Raw genomic sequence first — 14505 nt, 5'->3', positions numbered from 1 at the left:
CTCGTGCATTGGATGGGGTTCGTTTGGCCGGGCGGCCGGGTCCATGCTAGGTTCCCGCCGCCTCTTCCCCGGACGATGCCATGAGCGACCCCATCCGATCCACCCGGCCGGAGGAATGTGCGAGCGCTGCCGACGCCACGTTGGTCGGCCTGCTCGACCTGCTGGCCGCACCCGCCCGCATGATCGCCGCCGATGGCAGTCCCGGCGCCGTCAACCGCTCCTACGCGGCCCTCGTCGCCGACGGCCGCCCGGTGGTGGGCGAGGTCGAGCGGCTGGACCTGGCCGATGGCCGCCGCATCGAGATATGGCCGCGCGGCTCGGCCACCCTGCCGGTGCTGTCGGATGCGATCGAGGCGCTGGAGGAAGGGTTCGCGGTGTGGGATGCGGACGACCGGCTCGTCCTTTTCAACCGCCGCTATCGCGACCTCTATCGCGATTTCAACGACCTGACCTATCCGGGGGTCGACTTCGCTTCCCACGCCCGGGCCCGCCTCAACGCACCGCAGCTCCAGATGCTGCAGCCGGAGATCGAGGCCTATATCGAGCGCCGCCGACGCGAGCGCCGCCAGAACTTGCCGCCTTTCGAGGTGGAGCGGATCGACGGCCGTTGGATCCGCCTCGTCGACCGCACCATGCCGGATGGCGGGCTGGTCTCGATCCGCATCGACGTCACCGACCTGAAGCGCCGCGAAGCGCGCGCGGCCGAGCGCTCGCAGATTCTCCAGACGACTCTGGAGAACATGAGCGACGGCATCGTCGCCTTCGATGGCGAGCATCGTCTGGTCGCCTGGAACGACCGCGCGTTCGAACTGGCCGGCCTGCCGGACGAGATGAAGCGCCGTGGCGTCTCCATGGTCGACCTGGTGCGCGCCCAGGCCGCCAACGGCGAATTCGGCGACTCCTCGTTCGAGGCGGTGTTCCGCACCCATTCGGACTGGCTGGCCTCGACCCGGCCGGAAAGCTACGAGCGGCGCCGGCCGGACGGCACGATCCTCTTCGTGCGGCACAACTTTGCCCGCAATGGCGGTTTCATCACCACCTTCACGGACGTGACCGCCCAGCGCCAGGCCGAGGAGGATGCCGAGCGCCACCAGGCCATCCTGGCCGCCGTGGCCGAGGCCGCCGCCCGCATCCTTTCGGGCGAGAGCTGGCTGGAGCAGACGCGCCTGCTGCTGGCGCGCGCGGGCGAGGTGCTGTCGGCCAGCCGGGTGATCCTGACCGAGATCCGCCATGGCGACGATGGCGACCGGCGCCTGGTCGACCTGGTGGTGTGGAACGCGCCCGGTGCCCCGCCGCCACCCACGCCGATGCCCCCCGGCATGGACGCGGCGCGCCACGCGGCCTTCGCCGACTGGTGGGACCGGCGCGAGCAGGGCGAGACCGAGCAGGCCCTGACCCGCGACCTCGATCCCGGCAAGCGCGCCTTCCTGGAGGCGATCGGCGTGCGCTCGCTGCTGCGCATGCCGGTGATGATCGGCCAGCAGGTGTGGGGCACGGTCGGCCTCGACGATTGCAGCAGCGACCGCATCTGGCACCCGATCGAGGTGGAGGCGCTGCGCGCCGTGGCCAACCTGGTCGGCGTCGCGATCAACCGCGCCCGCAGCGAGGCCGCCCGCCAGGATTCCGAGGAGACCTACCGCCGCCTGTTCGAGGCCGCCCCCGACGGCATCATGATCACCGAGCACCAGATCATCATGTCGGCCAATGCTGCGGCCGTGCGCATGATGGGTGCCGCCAGCGACCGGGAACTGGTCGGGCGCGACATCTACGACTTCGTTCCGCCGGAGTATCACGCGATCGCGCGGCTGCGGGCGCGGGTCGTGCGCGATTCCGGCCAGCCGGCGCCCTATCGCGAGCGCGAGATGCTGCGCGTCGACGGCACCCGCTTCATCGTCGAGACGACGGGAACCAAGGTCGCGGCGGGGCAGCGCGACCGGCTCCAGCTCATCTTCCGCGACGTGACCGAGAAGCGCCGCGCCTCGGCCGAGATCCAGCGCCAGCGCGAGGCCCTGATCCAGAGCGAGAAGCTGGCCGCCCTGGGTTCGCTGCTGGCCGGGGTGGCGCACGAGCTGAACAACCCGCTGTCGGTCGTCGTCGGCCAGTCCTTCCTGATGGAAGAGACATCGCGCGACGAGCGCACGCGGGCCCGCGCCGTCAAGATCCGGGCCGCCGCCGACCGCTGCGCCCGCATCGTCAAGACCTTCCTCGCCATGGCCCGCCAGCGCCCGCCGGAGCGCCGGCGGGTGGCGCTCACCGCCGTCGTCCGGGCCGCACTCGACATCGTCGCCTATCCCCTGCGCACCTCGGGCGTCGAGCTGCAGGTTGTGGTTCCCGACGACCTGCCGCTGCTGTGGGCCGACGAGGACCAACTGGGCCAGGTGGTGTTGAACCTGCTGCTGAACGCCCAGCAGGCATTGATGGAAGCGCCAACGCCGCGTCGGCTGGCGGTGACGGCCGCCCTGTTGCCGGGCGGCGCGCGCGTGCGCCTGACGGTGGCCGACAATGGGCCGGGCGTCGACCCGCACCTGCGGCGGCGCATCTTCGATCCGTTCTTCACGACCAAGCCGGCCGGGGTCGGCACTGGCGTCGGGCTATCGGTCTGCCATGGCATCGTCGCCGGCCATGACGGTGCGATCTGGGTGGAGGAGGCAGCGGGCGGCGGTGCTGCCTTCGTGGTCGAGCTGCCGCTGGGCGAAGGCGAGGACGGAGATATCGAGGAACTGGCGACGGCCGACGCGACGGGCGTCGGCCGGCACGTGCTTGTGGTCGACGACGAGCCCGACATCGCCGCCATGCTGGGCGAGATCCTGGACGGCGCCGGCTTTCGCGTGACCGTCGTCGAATCCGGCCGCGGCGCGCTCGACCTGCTGGAGCGGCTGCATTTCGACCTGGTGCTGAGCGACATCCGCATGCCGGACATCGACGGCCGCGACCTGTGGCGCGCCGTCAGCCGGCCGGGCCGGCCGGGGACGCCGATCGCCTTCATGACCGGCGATTCGCTGGGCGCCTCGGCGGCGGAGTTCCTGATCGAGGCCGGGTGCGAAGTGCTGGAGAAGCCCTTCGACCCGCCCGAAGTGGTGGCGTTCGTCCGCCGGCTGCTGGGCCGCCCGGTCTGACGGCCTTCAGTTGCGCCCGGCCAGCGCCTCCAGCCAGCGGACGACGGCAACGGCGCCCGGGTCCGGGGTGCCGATGACGCGCTCGCCCAGATAGCTCGACCGGCCGCGGCGGGCACGGATGTGGCGGGTCGCCTCCGCACCCTGGCGGGCGGCCTCGACCGCCGCGGCCCAGGCATCGGCCGGGGCGGCACCCTCGGCCAGCCGCGCCTGGAAGCGTTCGGCTGCCGGCCACAGCGCATCCAGCATCGTGCGGTCGCCGCGTTCGGCCCCGCCCAGTCCGGCGATGGCGGCACAGCCTGCCAGGAAGGCATCCGCCCAGTCGGCCGGGGTGGGCGGCCCAACCGCCTCTGCCAGCCGGCTCCCGGCTTCCAGCAGGAACACGGCATAGAGCGGCCCGGACGTGCCGCCGACATCGCGGCGCCACGCGGCCGCCATGGCAGAGGCCATCCGTGCCGGATCGTCGCCCGCCGTCGCTTCCATGGTCGCGCGCAGGCTCTGGGCGCCGCGGGCAAGGCTGCTTCCCAGGTCGCCGTCGCCGACCTGGCGGTCGAGTGCGGTCAGTTCCGGCTCGTGGCGCGCCAGGGCGTCGCATACGGCGGATATCGCGGGGCGCAAGCCGGGCAGGTCGGCCATCCGGCGCCCATCGTCGCCATCGGCGGCAGGCACCGGCACGGCGATGCGCGGGGCCGCCGCGCCGGCGGGCCGCCGGGCTGCCAGGCGGGGCCAGGCGGTGGCCTCGGTCGGCGCGTCGAGCCGGGCCAGGCGGGCATCGTCCAGGCGCAGCAGCGACAGGGAGATGCCGGCCATGTCGAGCGCGGACAGGAAGCGGCCGGTCAGGGCCCGCTCCAGCACCAGCCCGCGCATGGCCAGCCGGGCGGCCGCCTGGCGCGCCACCACCGACAGTTCCATGGGCGTGGTGGTGCCCAGGTCGTTGACCAGCAGCGCCACCCGGTCGCCCGCCGCCAGGCCGCGATCGGCGATGACCGCGTCGAGCAGGATGTCCACCAGTCGGTCGGCCGGCATCATGCGCTCGCGGCTGACCCCGGCCTCGCCATGGATGCCGAGCCCGAGCTCGATCTCGTCGGGACCCAGCGTGAAGTTGGGCGCGGCGGCGCCGGGTAGGATGCAGGGCGACAGCGCCACCCCCATCGTGCCGAGTGCGGCCATCGCAGCCGCGGCCTCGGCCTTCACGTCGGCCAGGCTGGCGCCGGCGGCCGCCGCGGCGCCGGCCACCTTGTTCACCAGCACCGTGCCGGCGATGCCGCGCCGGCCGGCCGTGCCGCCATCGTCCGGGATGGCGACGTCGTCGGCCACCATCAGCATGTCGACGTCCAGGCCTTCGCTGCGGGCGATGGCGGCCGCCAGGCCGAAGTTCAGCCGGTCGCCGGTGTAGTTCTTGATGATCAGCAGCGCGCCCGCCGGCCCCGTCACCGCGCGGATCGCGGCCAGCACGGCATCGGTCGAGGGCGAGGCGAAGACGTCGCCGGCGACGGCCGCGTGCAGCATGCCCTGGCCGACATAGCCGGCGTGGGCCGGCTCATGGCCGCTGCCGCCGCCGGAGATCAACGCCACCTCGCGATTGCCGCCCCCCGTCGCGTCGCGCCGGACGACGACGTTGTACCCTTCGAGCAGGGCAAGGCCCGGCGTCGTGGCGACGATGCCTTCCAGCATCTCGCGCACGACATGGACGGGATCGTTGATCAGCTTCTTGGCCGGCACCGGCGTCTCCCCCGAGAATGGATTCCCGGGGGAGGCTAGTGGGTACGGGTTCAGGCCGCCAGCGCCGCGATACCCTCGTCGGCCAGCATCCGCTTCAAGTGCTGGCGGGCATAGTAGATGCGGGTCTTCACCGTGTTGACCGGGCATCCCATGGCAGACGCCACCTGCTCCAGCGGCATCTCCTGATAGTAGGTCAACTGGAGCGCCGCCTGCTGCTCGGCCGACAGGCGGGCGATCAGGCGCGTCATCATGTCGGTGACGCTGCTGGCCTCGGCCTCGGCCTCCGGGTCGGCGCGCTCGTCGACCAGCGCCTCGGCCGCGCCCTCGGGCATGCCTTCCTCGCGCCGCTTGCGCAGCCAGCTCACCGCCTTGTTGTGGGCGATGCCGAAGACCCAGGTCTCCAGCGACGACCGGCCCTCGTAGCGCGCGGCCTGCCGCCACACGCCGACCATCACCTCGGCCGCCAGTTCCTCGGCCACGGCATGGTCGCGCACGAAGCGCAGCAGGTAGCCGACGAGCGGGCGCTGGAAGCGCTCGTGGATGCGGCGGAGCGCCAGGCGGTCGCCGGCGGCAACCCGCGCCACCAGGTCGGTGTCGTGGTTGGCGTCGGTTGCACTGGAAACGATCCGGAACTTGGGGGCCTGCCGGGCACCCGCCGCTGCATGGGCCATGATGGTCACTCCGCACGCTCGACCGGAAATCGCTCCGGCCTTCATCGAACGGTGCGGAAATTGACGGCGGGCCGTTTCGCGGAGATTTCTCGCCAAGCCGTTTTTGGTTAAAGGTGTGTCCACCGACGTTTCAATTATTTCCACCAAGGATCGGGGACGAGGCCGATGGCCGATCGCGCCCATATCGTCGTGGTCGACGACGAGCCGGCCATTCGCGAGACGCTGGAGGAATATCTGGCGATGCAGGGCTTTGCCGTGACCACGGCGGCCGGCGGCGCCGACTTGCGGCGGGCGATTGCTGCCGGCCCGGTCGACCTCGTCCTGCTCGACCTCAACATGCCGGGCGAGGACGGCCTGTCGCTCACCCGCTACCTGCGCCAGGAGACGCGCATCGGCGTGATCCTGGTGACGGCGGCCGGCGAGGCGATCGACCGCGTGGTCGGGCTGGAGATGGGGGCGGACGACTACATCCCCAAGCCGTTCGACCTGCGCGAACTCCTGGCGCGCGTCCGCAGCGTGCTGCGCCGCATGCCGCAGGCGGCCGCAGCCGCGGCCGAGGCGGCGGGCGACAAGGCCGAGCCATCGGCCCATGTCGTGTTCGGCGCCTGCCGCCTCGACCTTGCGGGCCAGCGTCTCTTTGCCGCCGACGGCAGCGAGCTGGCGATCACGGCGATGGAGTTCGACCTGCTGCGGACCTTTGCCCGGCACCCACGCCAGGTGCTGTCACGCGACCGGCTGCTGGACCTGGCGCACAATCGCGACTGGGATCCGTTCGACCGCAGCATCGACGTCCGCATCACCCGCCTGCGGCGCAAGATCGAGCTCGATCCGGCCAAGCCGCAGGTGATCAAGACGGTCCGCGGCACCGGCTACATGTTCGTGCCGGACGGCAAGGAGTAGCTACCCGCGTGTGACGAGCGGCGCCGGTCAGCGCCGCTCGATCATCAGCTTCTTGATCTCGGCGATGGCCTTGGCGGGGTTCAGACCCTTCGGGCAGGTCTTCGTGCAGTTCATGATCGTGTGGCAGCGATAGAGCCGGAACGGGTCCTCGAGCGCATCCAGGCGCTCGCCCGTATGCTCGTCGCGGCTGTCGGCGATCCAGCGATAGGCCTGGAGCAGGATGGCCGGGCCGAGATAGCGGTCGCCGTTCCACCAATAGCTGGGGCAGCTCGTGCTGCAGCAGAAGCACAGGATGCATTCCCACAGCCCGTCGACCTTGTTGCGCTCCTCGACGCTCTGCAGCCGCTCCTTGTCGGGCGGGGGCAGGGATTCGGTCTGGAGCCACGGCTCGATCGAGGCGTACTGGGCATAGGGCTGGGTCAGGTCGGGCACCAGATCCTTCACCACCGGCATGTGCGGCAGCGGATAGATCTTCACGTCGCCCTGCACCTCGTCGATGCCCTTGAGGCAGGCCAGCGTGTTGGTGCCGTCGATGTTCATCGAGCACGAGCCGCAGATGCCCTCGCGGCAGGAGCGCCGGAAGGTCAGCGTCGGGTCGATCTCGTTCTTGATCTTGATCAGCGCGTCCAGGACCATCGGCCCGCAGTCGGCGAGGTCGATCTGGTAGGTGTCGAGGCGCGGGTTCTGGTCGTCCTCGGGATTCCAGCGATAGATCTTGAAGGCGCGCACGTCCTTGGCGCCCGCGGGTGCCGGAAAGGTCTTGCCGACCCCAACCTTGGAGTTCGCGGGCAGCGTGAGCTGAGCCATCGTCAACGGCCTCTCAGTAGACGCGCTTCTTGGGCGGGAACACGGACACCTCGTTGGACAGCGTGTACATGTGCACGTCGCGGTAATCGAGCGAGACGCCACCCTTGCCGTCGACCCAGGCCAGGGTGTGCTTCATCCAGTTGGCGTCGTCGCGGTCGGGGAAGTCCTCGCGGGCATGGGCGCCGCGGCTCTCGGTCCGGGCGGCCCCCGAATAGAGCGTCGCCAGCGACTGCGAAACGAGGTTGTCCAGTTCCAGCGCCTCCACCAGGTCGCTGTTCCAGATCATCGTGCGGTCGGACACCGACAGGTCGCCCAGCTGCGAGTTGACCTCGTCGATCAGCCGGCAACCCTCCTGCAGCACGTCGCCCGAGCGGAAGACGGCGCAGTTGTTCTGCATCGTCCGCTGCATCTTCAGGCGGATGCGGCTGGTCGGGCTGCCGCCGGCGGCGTTCCGGATGCGGTCGAGCCGGTCCAGCGCACCCTCGCCGGCATTGGCCGCCAGGGGCTTGTGCGGCATGCCGGGGCGCACCAGCTCGGCCGCGCGATGGGCGGCCGCCCGGCCGAACACCACCAGGTCGATCAGCGAGTTGGTGCCGAGGCGATTGGCGCCATGGACCGACACGCAGGCGGCCTCGCCGATCGCCATCAGGCCGGGGCAGATGCCGTCCGGGTTGGCCTTGGTCGGGCGCAGCACCTCGCCGTGATAGTTCGTCGGCACGCCGCCCATGTTGTAGTGGACGGTCGGCAGCACCGGGATCGGCTCCTTGGTCACCTCGACGCCGGCGAAGACCTTGGCCGTCTCCGAGATGCCGGGCAGGCGCTCATGCAGCACGGCGGGGTCGAGATGCTCCAGGTGGAGCATGATGTGGTCGTTCTCCTTGCCGACGCCGCGGCCCTCGCGCACCTCGATGGTCATGGCGCGGCTGACGACGTCGCGGCTCGCCAGGTCCTTGGCGTGCGGCGCATAGCGCTCCATGAAGCGTTCGCCGGCGGAGTTGGTGAGGTAACCGCCCTCGCCGCGCGCGCCCTCGGTGATGAGGCAGCCGGCGCTGTAGATGCCGGTCGGGTGGAACTGCACGAACTCCATGTCCTGCAAGGGCAGGCCGGCGCGCAGCACCATGGCGTTGCCGTCGCCGGTGCAGGTGTGGGCCGACGTGCAGGAGAAGTAGGCCCGGCCGTAGCCGCCCGTCGCCAGCACCACCATGTGGGCGCGGAACCGGTGGATGGTGCCGTCGTCTAGGTTCCAGGCCATGATGCCGCGGCACACGCCGTCCTCGTCCATGATCAGGTCGAGGGCGAAGTATTCGACGAAGAACTCGGCCTTATGCTTCAGGCACTGCTGGTAGAGCGTGTGCAGGATGGCGTGGCCGGTGCGGTCGGCGGCGGCACAGGCGCGCTTGGCCATCGGCCCGTCGCCATATTCCGTCGTGTGGCCGCCGAACGGCCGCTGGTAGATCTTGCCTTCCTCGGTGCGCGAGAAGGGCACGCCGAAATGCTCCAGTTCGACCACGGCCGGGATCGCGCTGCGGCACATGTATTCGATCGCGTCCTGGTCGCCCAGCCAGTCCGACCCCTTCACGGTATCGAACATGTGCCAGCGCCAGTCGTCCGGCCCCATGTTGCCCAGCGCGGCGCCGATGCCGCCCTGGGCCGCCACGGTATGGCTGCGGGTGGGGAACACCTTGGTGACGCAGGCCGTCTTCAGGCCGGCCATGCCCATGCCGAGCGTGGCGCGCAGGCCGGCGCCGCCGGCGCCGACGACGACGACGTCATAGGCGTGGTCGATGATCTTGTAGGCGGAAGCCATGTCTGTTGCCCCGTCAGAGCGCGATCTTGAGGACGGCGAAGATCGCAGCGACAGCCAGCCCGAAGCAGGCGAGCTTCATCGCCGCGATGGCGACGAGCCGCAGCCCCTCGTGGCTCACATAATCCTCGATCACCACCTGGAGCCCGAGGGCCGCGTGGTAGAAGGTCGCGATCGACAGCAGCACCATGACGATCGCCGGCAGCGGCGACGACAGCCAGGCCGTCACCGACGCATGGCTGGCACCGACCTGGCAAACCAGGGCTGCCACGAACCACAGGGCGAGCGGCACCAGGGCAACGGCGGTCAGCCGCTGCACCCACCAGTGGTGGACGCCGTCCTTGGCCGATCCGAGGCCGCGCACGCGGCCCAGGCTGGAACGCATCTTCATCTGCATCAGCTCCCGCGGCTGGCCAGGCCGACGATCCAGGCCAGCACCGTCAGGCCCCCGGAGGCCGCGACGACGGTCCAGCCGCTGGCATAGACGGTCTTCAGATCGAAGCCGTGGCCAGCGTCCCAGGCCAGGTGGCGGATGCCGTTGCACAGGTGGAAGAAGAGGGCGAACGTCCAGCCGAACAGCAGGATCAGCCCGAACCAGGATGTGATGAAGCCCTGGGCCGAGGCGAACGGCCCCGGGCCGGCGGCGGCTGCGACCAGCCACCAGACCAGCATCAACGTGCCGACGGTAAGCGCCACCCCGGTCATGCGATGCAGGATCGAGAGCACCGTGGTGAGCTGCGGACGATAAATCTGTAGATGCGGCGACATCGGTCGGGTGCGACCGGTCGCGCGTTCGGTTGCCATGCGGGCGGCCTCGTGGGAAGCGGCAGGTGCGCGAGACCCGCGCAGAGAAAGTCACATAGACCGCGAGTCCGGCCGAGTCAACGCGACGCCGGCGCTCAATTGCCGATCGCGTTCGCAAGCGCGAGCAGGCGCTGCGCCTCGGCCACATGCAGGTTCTCGATCAGCTTGCCGTCGACCAGAACGACGCCCTTCCCGGCCGCCTCGGCCGCCGCGTGGGCCGCGGTCACGCGCTCGGCCCATGCGATGCGGGCGGGGTCCGGGCTGAAGACGGCGTTGGCCCCGGCGATGGTCTTCGGGTGGATCAGCGTCTTGCCGTCGAAGCCCAGGACGAGGGCCTGGCGGCAGGCGGCCTCGAACCCGGCATCGTCGGACAGATCGAGATGAACGCCGTCCAGCGCCGCCAGCCCATGGGCACGCGCGGCCAGCAGGCCGAGGCCCAGGCTCGGCAGGAAGGCGATGCGGTCGGGCGTGTGGAGCGCGCGCAGCTCGTGCGCCAGGTCTGACGTGCCCATCGCCAGACAGGCCAGGCGGGGTGTCGCCCCGGCGATCTCGTCGGCGCGCAGGAACGCGCGCGGCGTCTCCATCATCGCCCACAGGGCCATGCCCACGGGCGCGCCGGCGTCGACCAGGGCCGCCTCGGCTGCCAGCAGGGCGGCCGCGCTCTCGACCTTGGGCACCAGCACGGCGTCCGCCCCGCTGCGGGCCGCCATGCGCAGGTCGTCGGCGGCCCAGGGGGTGTCCAGGCCGTTCACCCGCACCACCCGCTCGCGGCCGCGATAGTCGAAGCCGGCGAGCGCCCGGGCAAGCTGGTCGCGCGCGGCCACCTTGGCGTCGGGCGCGACCGCATCCTCCAGGTCGAAGATGAAGCCGTCGGCATCCAGCGTCTGGGCCTTTTCCAGGGCGCGCGCGTTGGCGGCCGGCATGTAGAGGACGCTGCGGCGGGGGCGGATCGGGGCTGCGGCCAGGGTGGCTCCGGCGGGTGGGACGGGTGCCGGCGACCCTAGGGCCGCTGCCCGTCCCGGGCAATCGTCGGCAGTGGAGCGCACGGGACGGTGACGGGCGGGGCCGGTGCGGGTAGCGTTGGCGCGCCATGGCAATCCTCTCCATTCAATCCTGGGTCGCGTCCGGCCATGTCGGCAACGCGGCCGCCCTGTTCCCACTCCAGCGGCTGGGTTTCGAGACCTGGGCGGTGCCGACCTGGGTTGGCTCCAACCATCCGGGCCACGCCCGCTGGCACGGTGGGGCGATGCCGGCCGAGCGCGTCGCCGGCATGCTGGAGGCATTGGCCGATCGCGGCCTGCTCGCCCGCTGCCGGGCGGTGCTGTCGGGCTATGTCGGCGATGCCGCGGTGGGGGCCGCGATCGAGGCCCTGCTGGCGCGGGCGCGGACAGACGGGCCGGGGCCCCTCTATTCGTGCGATCCCGTCATCGGCGACCGGGCCGAGGGCATCTATGTCGCGGCCGGCATCCCCGAGCTGTTCCGCGACCGGCTGGTCCCGGCAGCCGATCTCGTGACCCCCAACCAGTTCGAGTTGGAATGGCTGACCGGGCGTCCGCTGGCGACGCTGGCCGATGTCGCGGCCGCCGCCCAAGGGCTGCGCGAGACGGGCCGGACGGGAAAGACGGGCCGTGCGGGCAAGATCGGCGGCGGCACGGTCCTGGTGACCAGCGTGGAGGCCGGCGGCGACCCGTCCTGCCAGCGCATGATGGCGGTGGGCGAGGGCGGTGCCTGGCTCGTCACTCATCCGACGGTGCCCGTCCGCGTCAAGGGCACGGGCGATCTCGTGGCCGCCCTCTTCCTGGCGGGCCTGCTGCGAGCCGGGACGGTCCCCGCGGCGCTGGCCTTCGCGGCGTCGGCGATCCATGGCGTGCTGGAACGCACGCTTGCCCTGGGCCGGGACGAACTGGCCCTGGTGGCGGCGCAGGAAGACATCGTGGCCCCGGCCCGCTGGTTCCCGGCCGAGCCGTTCCAGCCATGACCGCCGGCTTCTCCCTGTCGGCTGCCCTGCGCTTCGACAATCACGAGGGCTGGGTGCGGGCCACCAGCCATCGCTTCGTCCAGGAGCTGGGATCGGGCACGCTCGACGACCGGGTCCTGCGCGGCTACCTCGTGCAGGACTATGCCTTCGTCGGCACGCTCACCTCGCTGGTCGGGCTGGCGATTGCGCGTGCGCCGACGATGGCGGGCAAGCGCCTGTTCGCCGGTTTCGCGGCCGTCCTCACCAGCGACGAGAACACCTACTTCGAACGCTGCTTCGACAGCCTGGGCGTGCCGCCGGCCGATCGTACGGCGCCGGTGCTGTGGTCGGAATCGCAGCAGTTTCTCGATCTCCTGATCGCGGCCGGCGAGGGCGGATACGCCGACATCCTCTCGGTCCTGCTGCCGGCGGAATGGATCTATCTCGACTGGGCGTCGGCCGAGGCCGCCAAGGCGCCCGTCCGCTTCGAGCATGCGGAATGGATCCACCTCCACGCCGTGCCCGCATTCGCCGATTTCGTGAACGCGGTGGCACGCGAGTTCGACGCTGCCACGACCCTGCTCGACGATGCGGGGCGGCAGCGGGTGGCAGACCGATTCCGCGCCATGGTGGAACTGGAAGGGGCTTTCTTCGACGCGACTTATCGCTAGAATTAGCGGGCGACGCTTCACCTGTTCGATGGGTCAGAGGGTATCGTGAAGCCATCGTTCTATCCCGAGGCCCCCGCCCTGACCGAGGGCCAGTTGTGGGATGCGATCCAGAGCCTCCGCGACGGGATGATCGTCTACGATCGCCTTGAACGCGTCGTCTTCCACAACCGGCGGCTGATCGAACTCTACCCGGTGCTGGAGCGGCTGTTGCCGCTGCCCGGGCGCAGCATGGCCGAGCTCTTCGAATGCGTCAGCGCCATGGTGGCGGGCGACCATGCCCGGGACGAGGCCGGCGCGCTGCTGGCCCAGCGCCGGGCGGAATGGCCGGCGCCAGCCGGCAGCCCCTATACCATCACCCTGGTGGATGGCCGTCGCATCCTGGCGGGCGAGCGCAGCACCATGGATGGCGGCAAGGTCGTCATCCACACCGACGTGACCGCCGAGGCCCGCGCCGAGCAGCGCCTGGTGGAGGCGATCGAGAGCCTGCACAACGGCTTCATCCTGTTCGATGCCGCAGACCGCGTCGTCCTGGCCAACGAGCAGATCCGGAGCATGTTCCCCGGCCAACGCGCGGCCATGGTCGCGGGGACCCACATCCACGACCTGATCGAGGCCGGCATCCGCAATGGCGACTATCGCAATTTTGGCAACATGGAGGGCGGCGAATACGCCGCGATCCTGCGGCGCCACCGCGAGGGCGTGTTCGATGGCGTCGAGCGCCAGCTTGCCGACGGCCGCTGGATCGTCATCCACCAGGCGGTGACGCCGAGCGGCCTGCGCGTGGGCCTGCGCACCGACGTGACCGAACTGAAGCAGCGCGAGCGCGAACTGGCGGCCGCCCATGCCGACCTGCAGCGCCAGACGGCCGAACTGCGCCAGATGGCCGACGAACTGGCCGAGGCGCGCGCCCGGGCCGAGGCGGCCGACCGCGCCAAGACTGAGTTCCTGGCCGTGGTCGGGCATGAGCTGCGCACGCCCTTCACCGGCATCCGCGGCATGGCCGACCTGCTGGCCGATGCCCCGCTGGGCGCCGAGCATCGCCGCTACCTGGAGGCGATGCGCCGGTCGACCGGGTCGCTGCTTGGCATGCTGGATCGCATCATCGACTATTCCCAGGGCGAGCTGGGCCATATCGAGCGGCATGATTCGGTGTTCGAGCCAGCCCTGCTGGCCAGCGAATCGGCGGCGCTGTTCCAGGCCCTGGCGCTGGAGCGCGGCCTCGCTCTGGCGGTGGCCTGCGATACCGACCTGCCCGAGCGCCTGGTGGGCGACGAAGGCAAGACCCGCCAGATCCTGCTGAACCTCGTCTCCAACGCGGTCAAATTCACCGATGCCGGATCGGTCGAGATCTCGGTCTCAGCCGCGCCGCAGGATGCCGGTGTCGACTTGCGCTACGAGGTGCGCGACACCGGCATCGGCATGACGCGGGAAGCGGTCGGCCGCCTGTTCGAGCCCTTCCGGATGATCGACGGGCGCCGCCGGCTGCGCGGCGGGTCCGGGCTGGGCCTGGCGATCTCCAAGCGTCTGGCCGAGGCGCTGGGCGGCAGCATGGGCGTGTGGTCGCAGCCGGGCGTGGGCACGCGCTTCTGGTTCACAGTGTTCGCCCAGGCGGCCGTGGCACCCCCGGGGTCCCCCGACGGCAGCTTGCCCGACGTCACCGCCGCCGGCCGCGCGATCCTCCTGGCCGAGGACGACCCCACCAGCCGGCTATTGCTGGCCACCCTGCTCGGCCAGTGGGGTTATGACGTGGTCGAAGCGGCCGACGGGCAGGCGGCGTTGGCGGCACTGGCAGGCCAGGTCTTCGCCGCCGTCGTCATGGACGTGAACATGCCGGTGATGGACGGGGTCGATGCCGTCCGGCGCCTGCGCGCGGGCGACGGACCCAACAGGAACGTGCCGGTCATCGGCCTGACGGCCGATGGCGGCCTAGCCGCGCGCGAGGCTGCCGGCTTTTCGCTGATGATGGCCAAGCCCTTCGACATCGGCCAGTTGCGGGCGGCCGTCGACCGGGCTGTCGTCGACCGGGCCGTCCGCGATGCCTGACCGGATGGCCGCC

General features: G+C 70.9%; 12 protein-coding genes. 5 read left to right on the top strand and 7 right to left on the bottom strand.

What is annotated here, in order from left to right; all coding sequences use genetic code 11:
• The first annotated feature begins 80 nt into the window (after positions 1–80).
• Positions 81–3116, top strand: coding sequence for a PAS-domain containing protein (locus STVA_RS24870; RefSeq protein WP_123690984.1), 3036 nt, complete (start codon positions 81–83; stop codon positions 3114–3116).
• A 6-nt stretch (positions 3117–3122) separates the two neighbouring features.
• On the opposite strand, the gene dhaL is transcribed toward STVA_RS24870, so the two are convergent.
• Both dhaL and STVA_RS24860 read right to left on the bottom strand, forming a co-directional pair.
• Complete coding sequence (gene dhaL / locus STVA_RS24865) at positions 3123–4835, bottom strand: dihydroxyacetone kinase subunit DhaL (protein WP_245978352.1); 1713 nt, start codon at positions 4833–4835, stop codon at positions 3123–3125.
• Between the two features lie 50 nt (positions 4836–4885).
• On the bottom strand, positions 4886–5506 hold the full coding sequence (locus tag STVA_RS24860) for a sigma-70 family RNA polymerase sigma factor (protein WP_170216527.1): 621 nt from the start codon (positions 5504–5506) through the stop codon (positions 4886–4888).
• A gap of 165 nt (positions 5507–5671) precedes the next feature.
• Between STVA_RS24860 and STVA_RS24855 the strand changes: the two genes are divergently transcribed.
• A complete protein-coding gene (locus STVA_RS24855) occupies positions 5672–6406 on the top strand; it encodes a response regulator (protein ID WP_123690990.1) in 735 nt (244 codons plus the stop codon).
• A 27-nt stretch (positions 6407–6433) separates the two neighbouring features.
• Here STVA_RS24855 and STVA_RS24850 read toward each other — a convergent pair whose 3' ends face one another.
• The 5 genes from STVA_RS24850 to STVA_RS24830 all read right to left on the bottom strand — a co-directional run bounded on the left by STVA_RS24850 (position 6434) and on the right by STVA_RS24830 (position 10744).
• The gene (locus STVA_RS24850; protein ID WP_123691384.1) at positions 6434–7213 is read right to left on the bottom strand and encodes a succinate dehydrogenase iron-sulfur subunit; all 780 of its coding nucleotides are present in this window, start codon (positions 7211–7213) and stop codon (positions 6434–6436) included.
• A 13-nt stretch (positions 7214–7226) separates the two neighbouring features.
• On the bottom strand, positions 7227–9020 hold the full coding sequence (gene sdhA / locus STVA_RS24845; RefSeq protein WP_123690992.1) for a succinate dehydrogenase flavoprotein subunit: 1794 nt from the start codon (positions 9018–9020) through the stop codon (positions 7227–7229).
• A 13-nt stretch (positions 9021–9033) separates the two neighbouring features.
• Complete coding sequence (sdhD, locus tag STVA_RS24840) at positions 9034–9408, bottom strand: succinate dehydrogenase, hydrophobic membrane anchor protein (protein WP_123691386.1); 375 nt, start codon at positions 9406–9408, stop codon at positions 9034–9036.
• A gap of 5 nt (positions 9409–9413) precedes the next feature.
• The gene (sdhC, locus tag STVA_RS24835) at positions 9414–9821 is read right to left on the bottom strand and encodes a succinate dehydrogenase, cytochrome b556 subunit (protein WP_123690994.1); all 408 of its coding nucleotides are present in this window, start codon (positions 9819–9821) and stop codon (positions 9414–9416) included.
• A gap of 95 nt (positions 9822–9916) precedes the next feature.
• On the bottom strand, positions 9917–10744 hold the full coding sequence (locus STVA_RS24830) for an HpcH/HpaI aldolase/citrate lyase family protein (protein ID WP_123690996.1): 828 nt from the start codon (positions 10742–10744) through the stop codon (positions 9917–9919).
• 167 nt (positions 10745–10911) lie between these two features.
• Between STVA_RS24830 and pdxY the strand changes: the two genes are divergently transcribed.
• The 3 genes from pdxY to STVA_RS24815 are packed head-to-tail and all read left to right on the top strand — an operon-like array spanning position 10912 to position 14492.
• Positions 10912–11799 carry a pyridoxal kinase PdxY gene (gene pdxY / locus STVA_RS24825; RefSeq protein ID WP_123690998.1) on the top strand — a complete coding sequence of 296 codons (888 nt, stop codon included), beginning with the start codon at positions 10912–10914 and terminating at the stop codon, positions 11797–11799.
• Positions 11796–12449 carry a TenA family protein gene (locus tag STVA_RS24820; protein ID WP_123691000.1) on the top strand — a complete coding sequence of 218 codons (654 nt, stop codon included), beginning with the start codon at positions 11796–11798 and terminating at the stop codon, positions 12447–12449. Before pdxY ends, STVA_RS24820 begins: the two co-directional genes overlap by 4 nt.
• 45 nt (positions 12450–12494) lie before the next feature.
• A complete protein-coding gene (locus STVA_RS24815) occupies positions 12495–14492 on the top strand; it encodes a hybrid sensor histidine kinase/response regulator (protein WP_123691002.1) in 1998 nt (665 codons plus the stop codon).
• The last annotated feature ends 13 nt before the right edge of the window (positions 14493–14505 follow it).

It is taken from the genome of Stella humosa (genome assembly GCF_006738645.1).
GTDB lineage: Bacteria > Pseudomonadota > Alphaproteobacteria > ATCC43930 > Allostellaceae > Allostella > Allostella humosa.
The sequence above is the reverse complement of the archived record's forward strand: the minus strand, read 5'-3'. Positions and strand labels throughout refer to the sequence as shown.

Excerpts from the sequence above, each read along its gene's own strand:
- STVA_RS24855 (WP_123690990.1), top strand. The coding sequence starts at position 5,672 with ATGGCCGATCGCGCCCATATCGTCGTGGTCGACGACGAGCCGGCCATT.
- STVA_RS24870 (WP_123690984.1), top strand. The coding sequence starts at position 81 with ATGAGCGACCCCATCCGATCCACCCGGCCGGAGGAATGTGCGAGCGCT.
- STVA_RS24820 (WP_123691000.1), top strand. The coding sequence starts at position 11,796 with ATGACCGCCGGCTTCTCCCTGTCGGCTGCCCTGCGCTTCGACAATCAC.
- sdhD (WP_123691386.1), bottom strand. The coding sequence starts at position 9,408 with ATGAAGATGCGTTCCAGCCTGGGCCGCGTGCGCGGCCTCGGATCGGCC.
- sdhC (WP_123690994.1), bottom strand. The coding sequence starts at position 9,821 with ATGGCAACCGAACGCGCGACCGGTCGCACCCGACCGATGTCGCCGCAT.
- STVA_RS24830 (WP_123690996.1), bottom strand. The coding sequence starts at position 10,744 with ATGCCGGCCGCCAACGCGCGCGCCCTGGAAAAGGCCCAGACGCTGGAT.
- pdxY (WP_123690998.1), top strand. The coding sequence starts at position 10,912 with ATGGCAATCCTCTCCATTCAATCCTGGGTCGCGTCCGGCCATGTCGGC.
- STVA_RS24860 (WP_170216527.1), bottom strand. The coding sequence starts at position 5,506 with ATGGCCCATGCAGCGGCGGGTGCCCGGCAGGCCCCCAAGTTCCGGATC.
- STVA_RS24850 (WP_123691384.1), bottom strand. The coding sequence starts at position 7,213 with ATGGCTCAGCTCACGCTGCCCGCGAACTCCAAGGTTGGGGTCGGCAAG.
- sdhA (WP_123690992.1), bottom strand. The coding sequence starts at position 9,020 with ATGGCTTCCGCCTACAAGATCATCGACCACGCCTATGACGTCGTCGTC.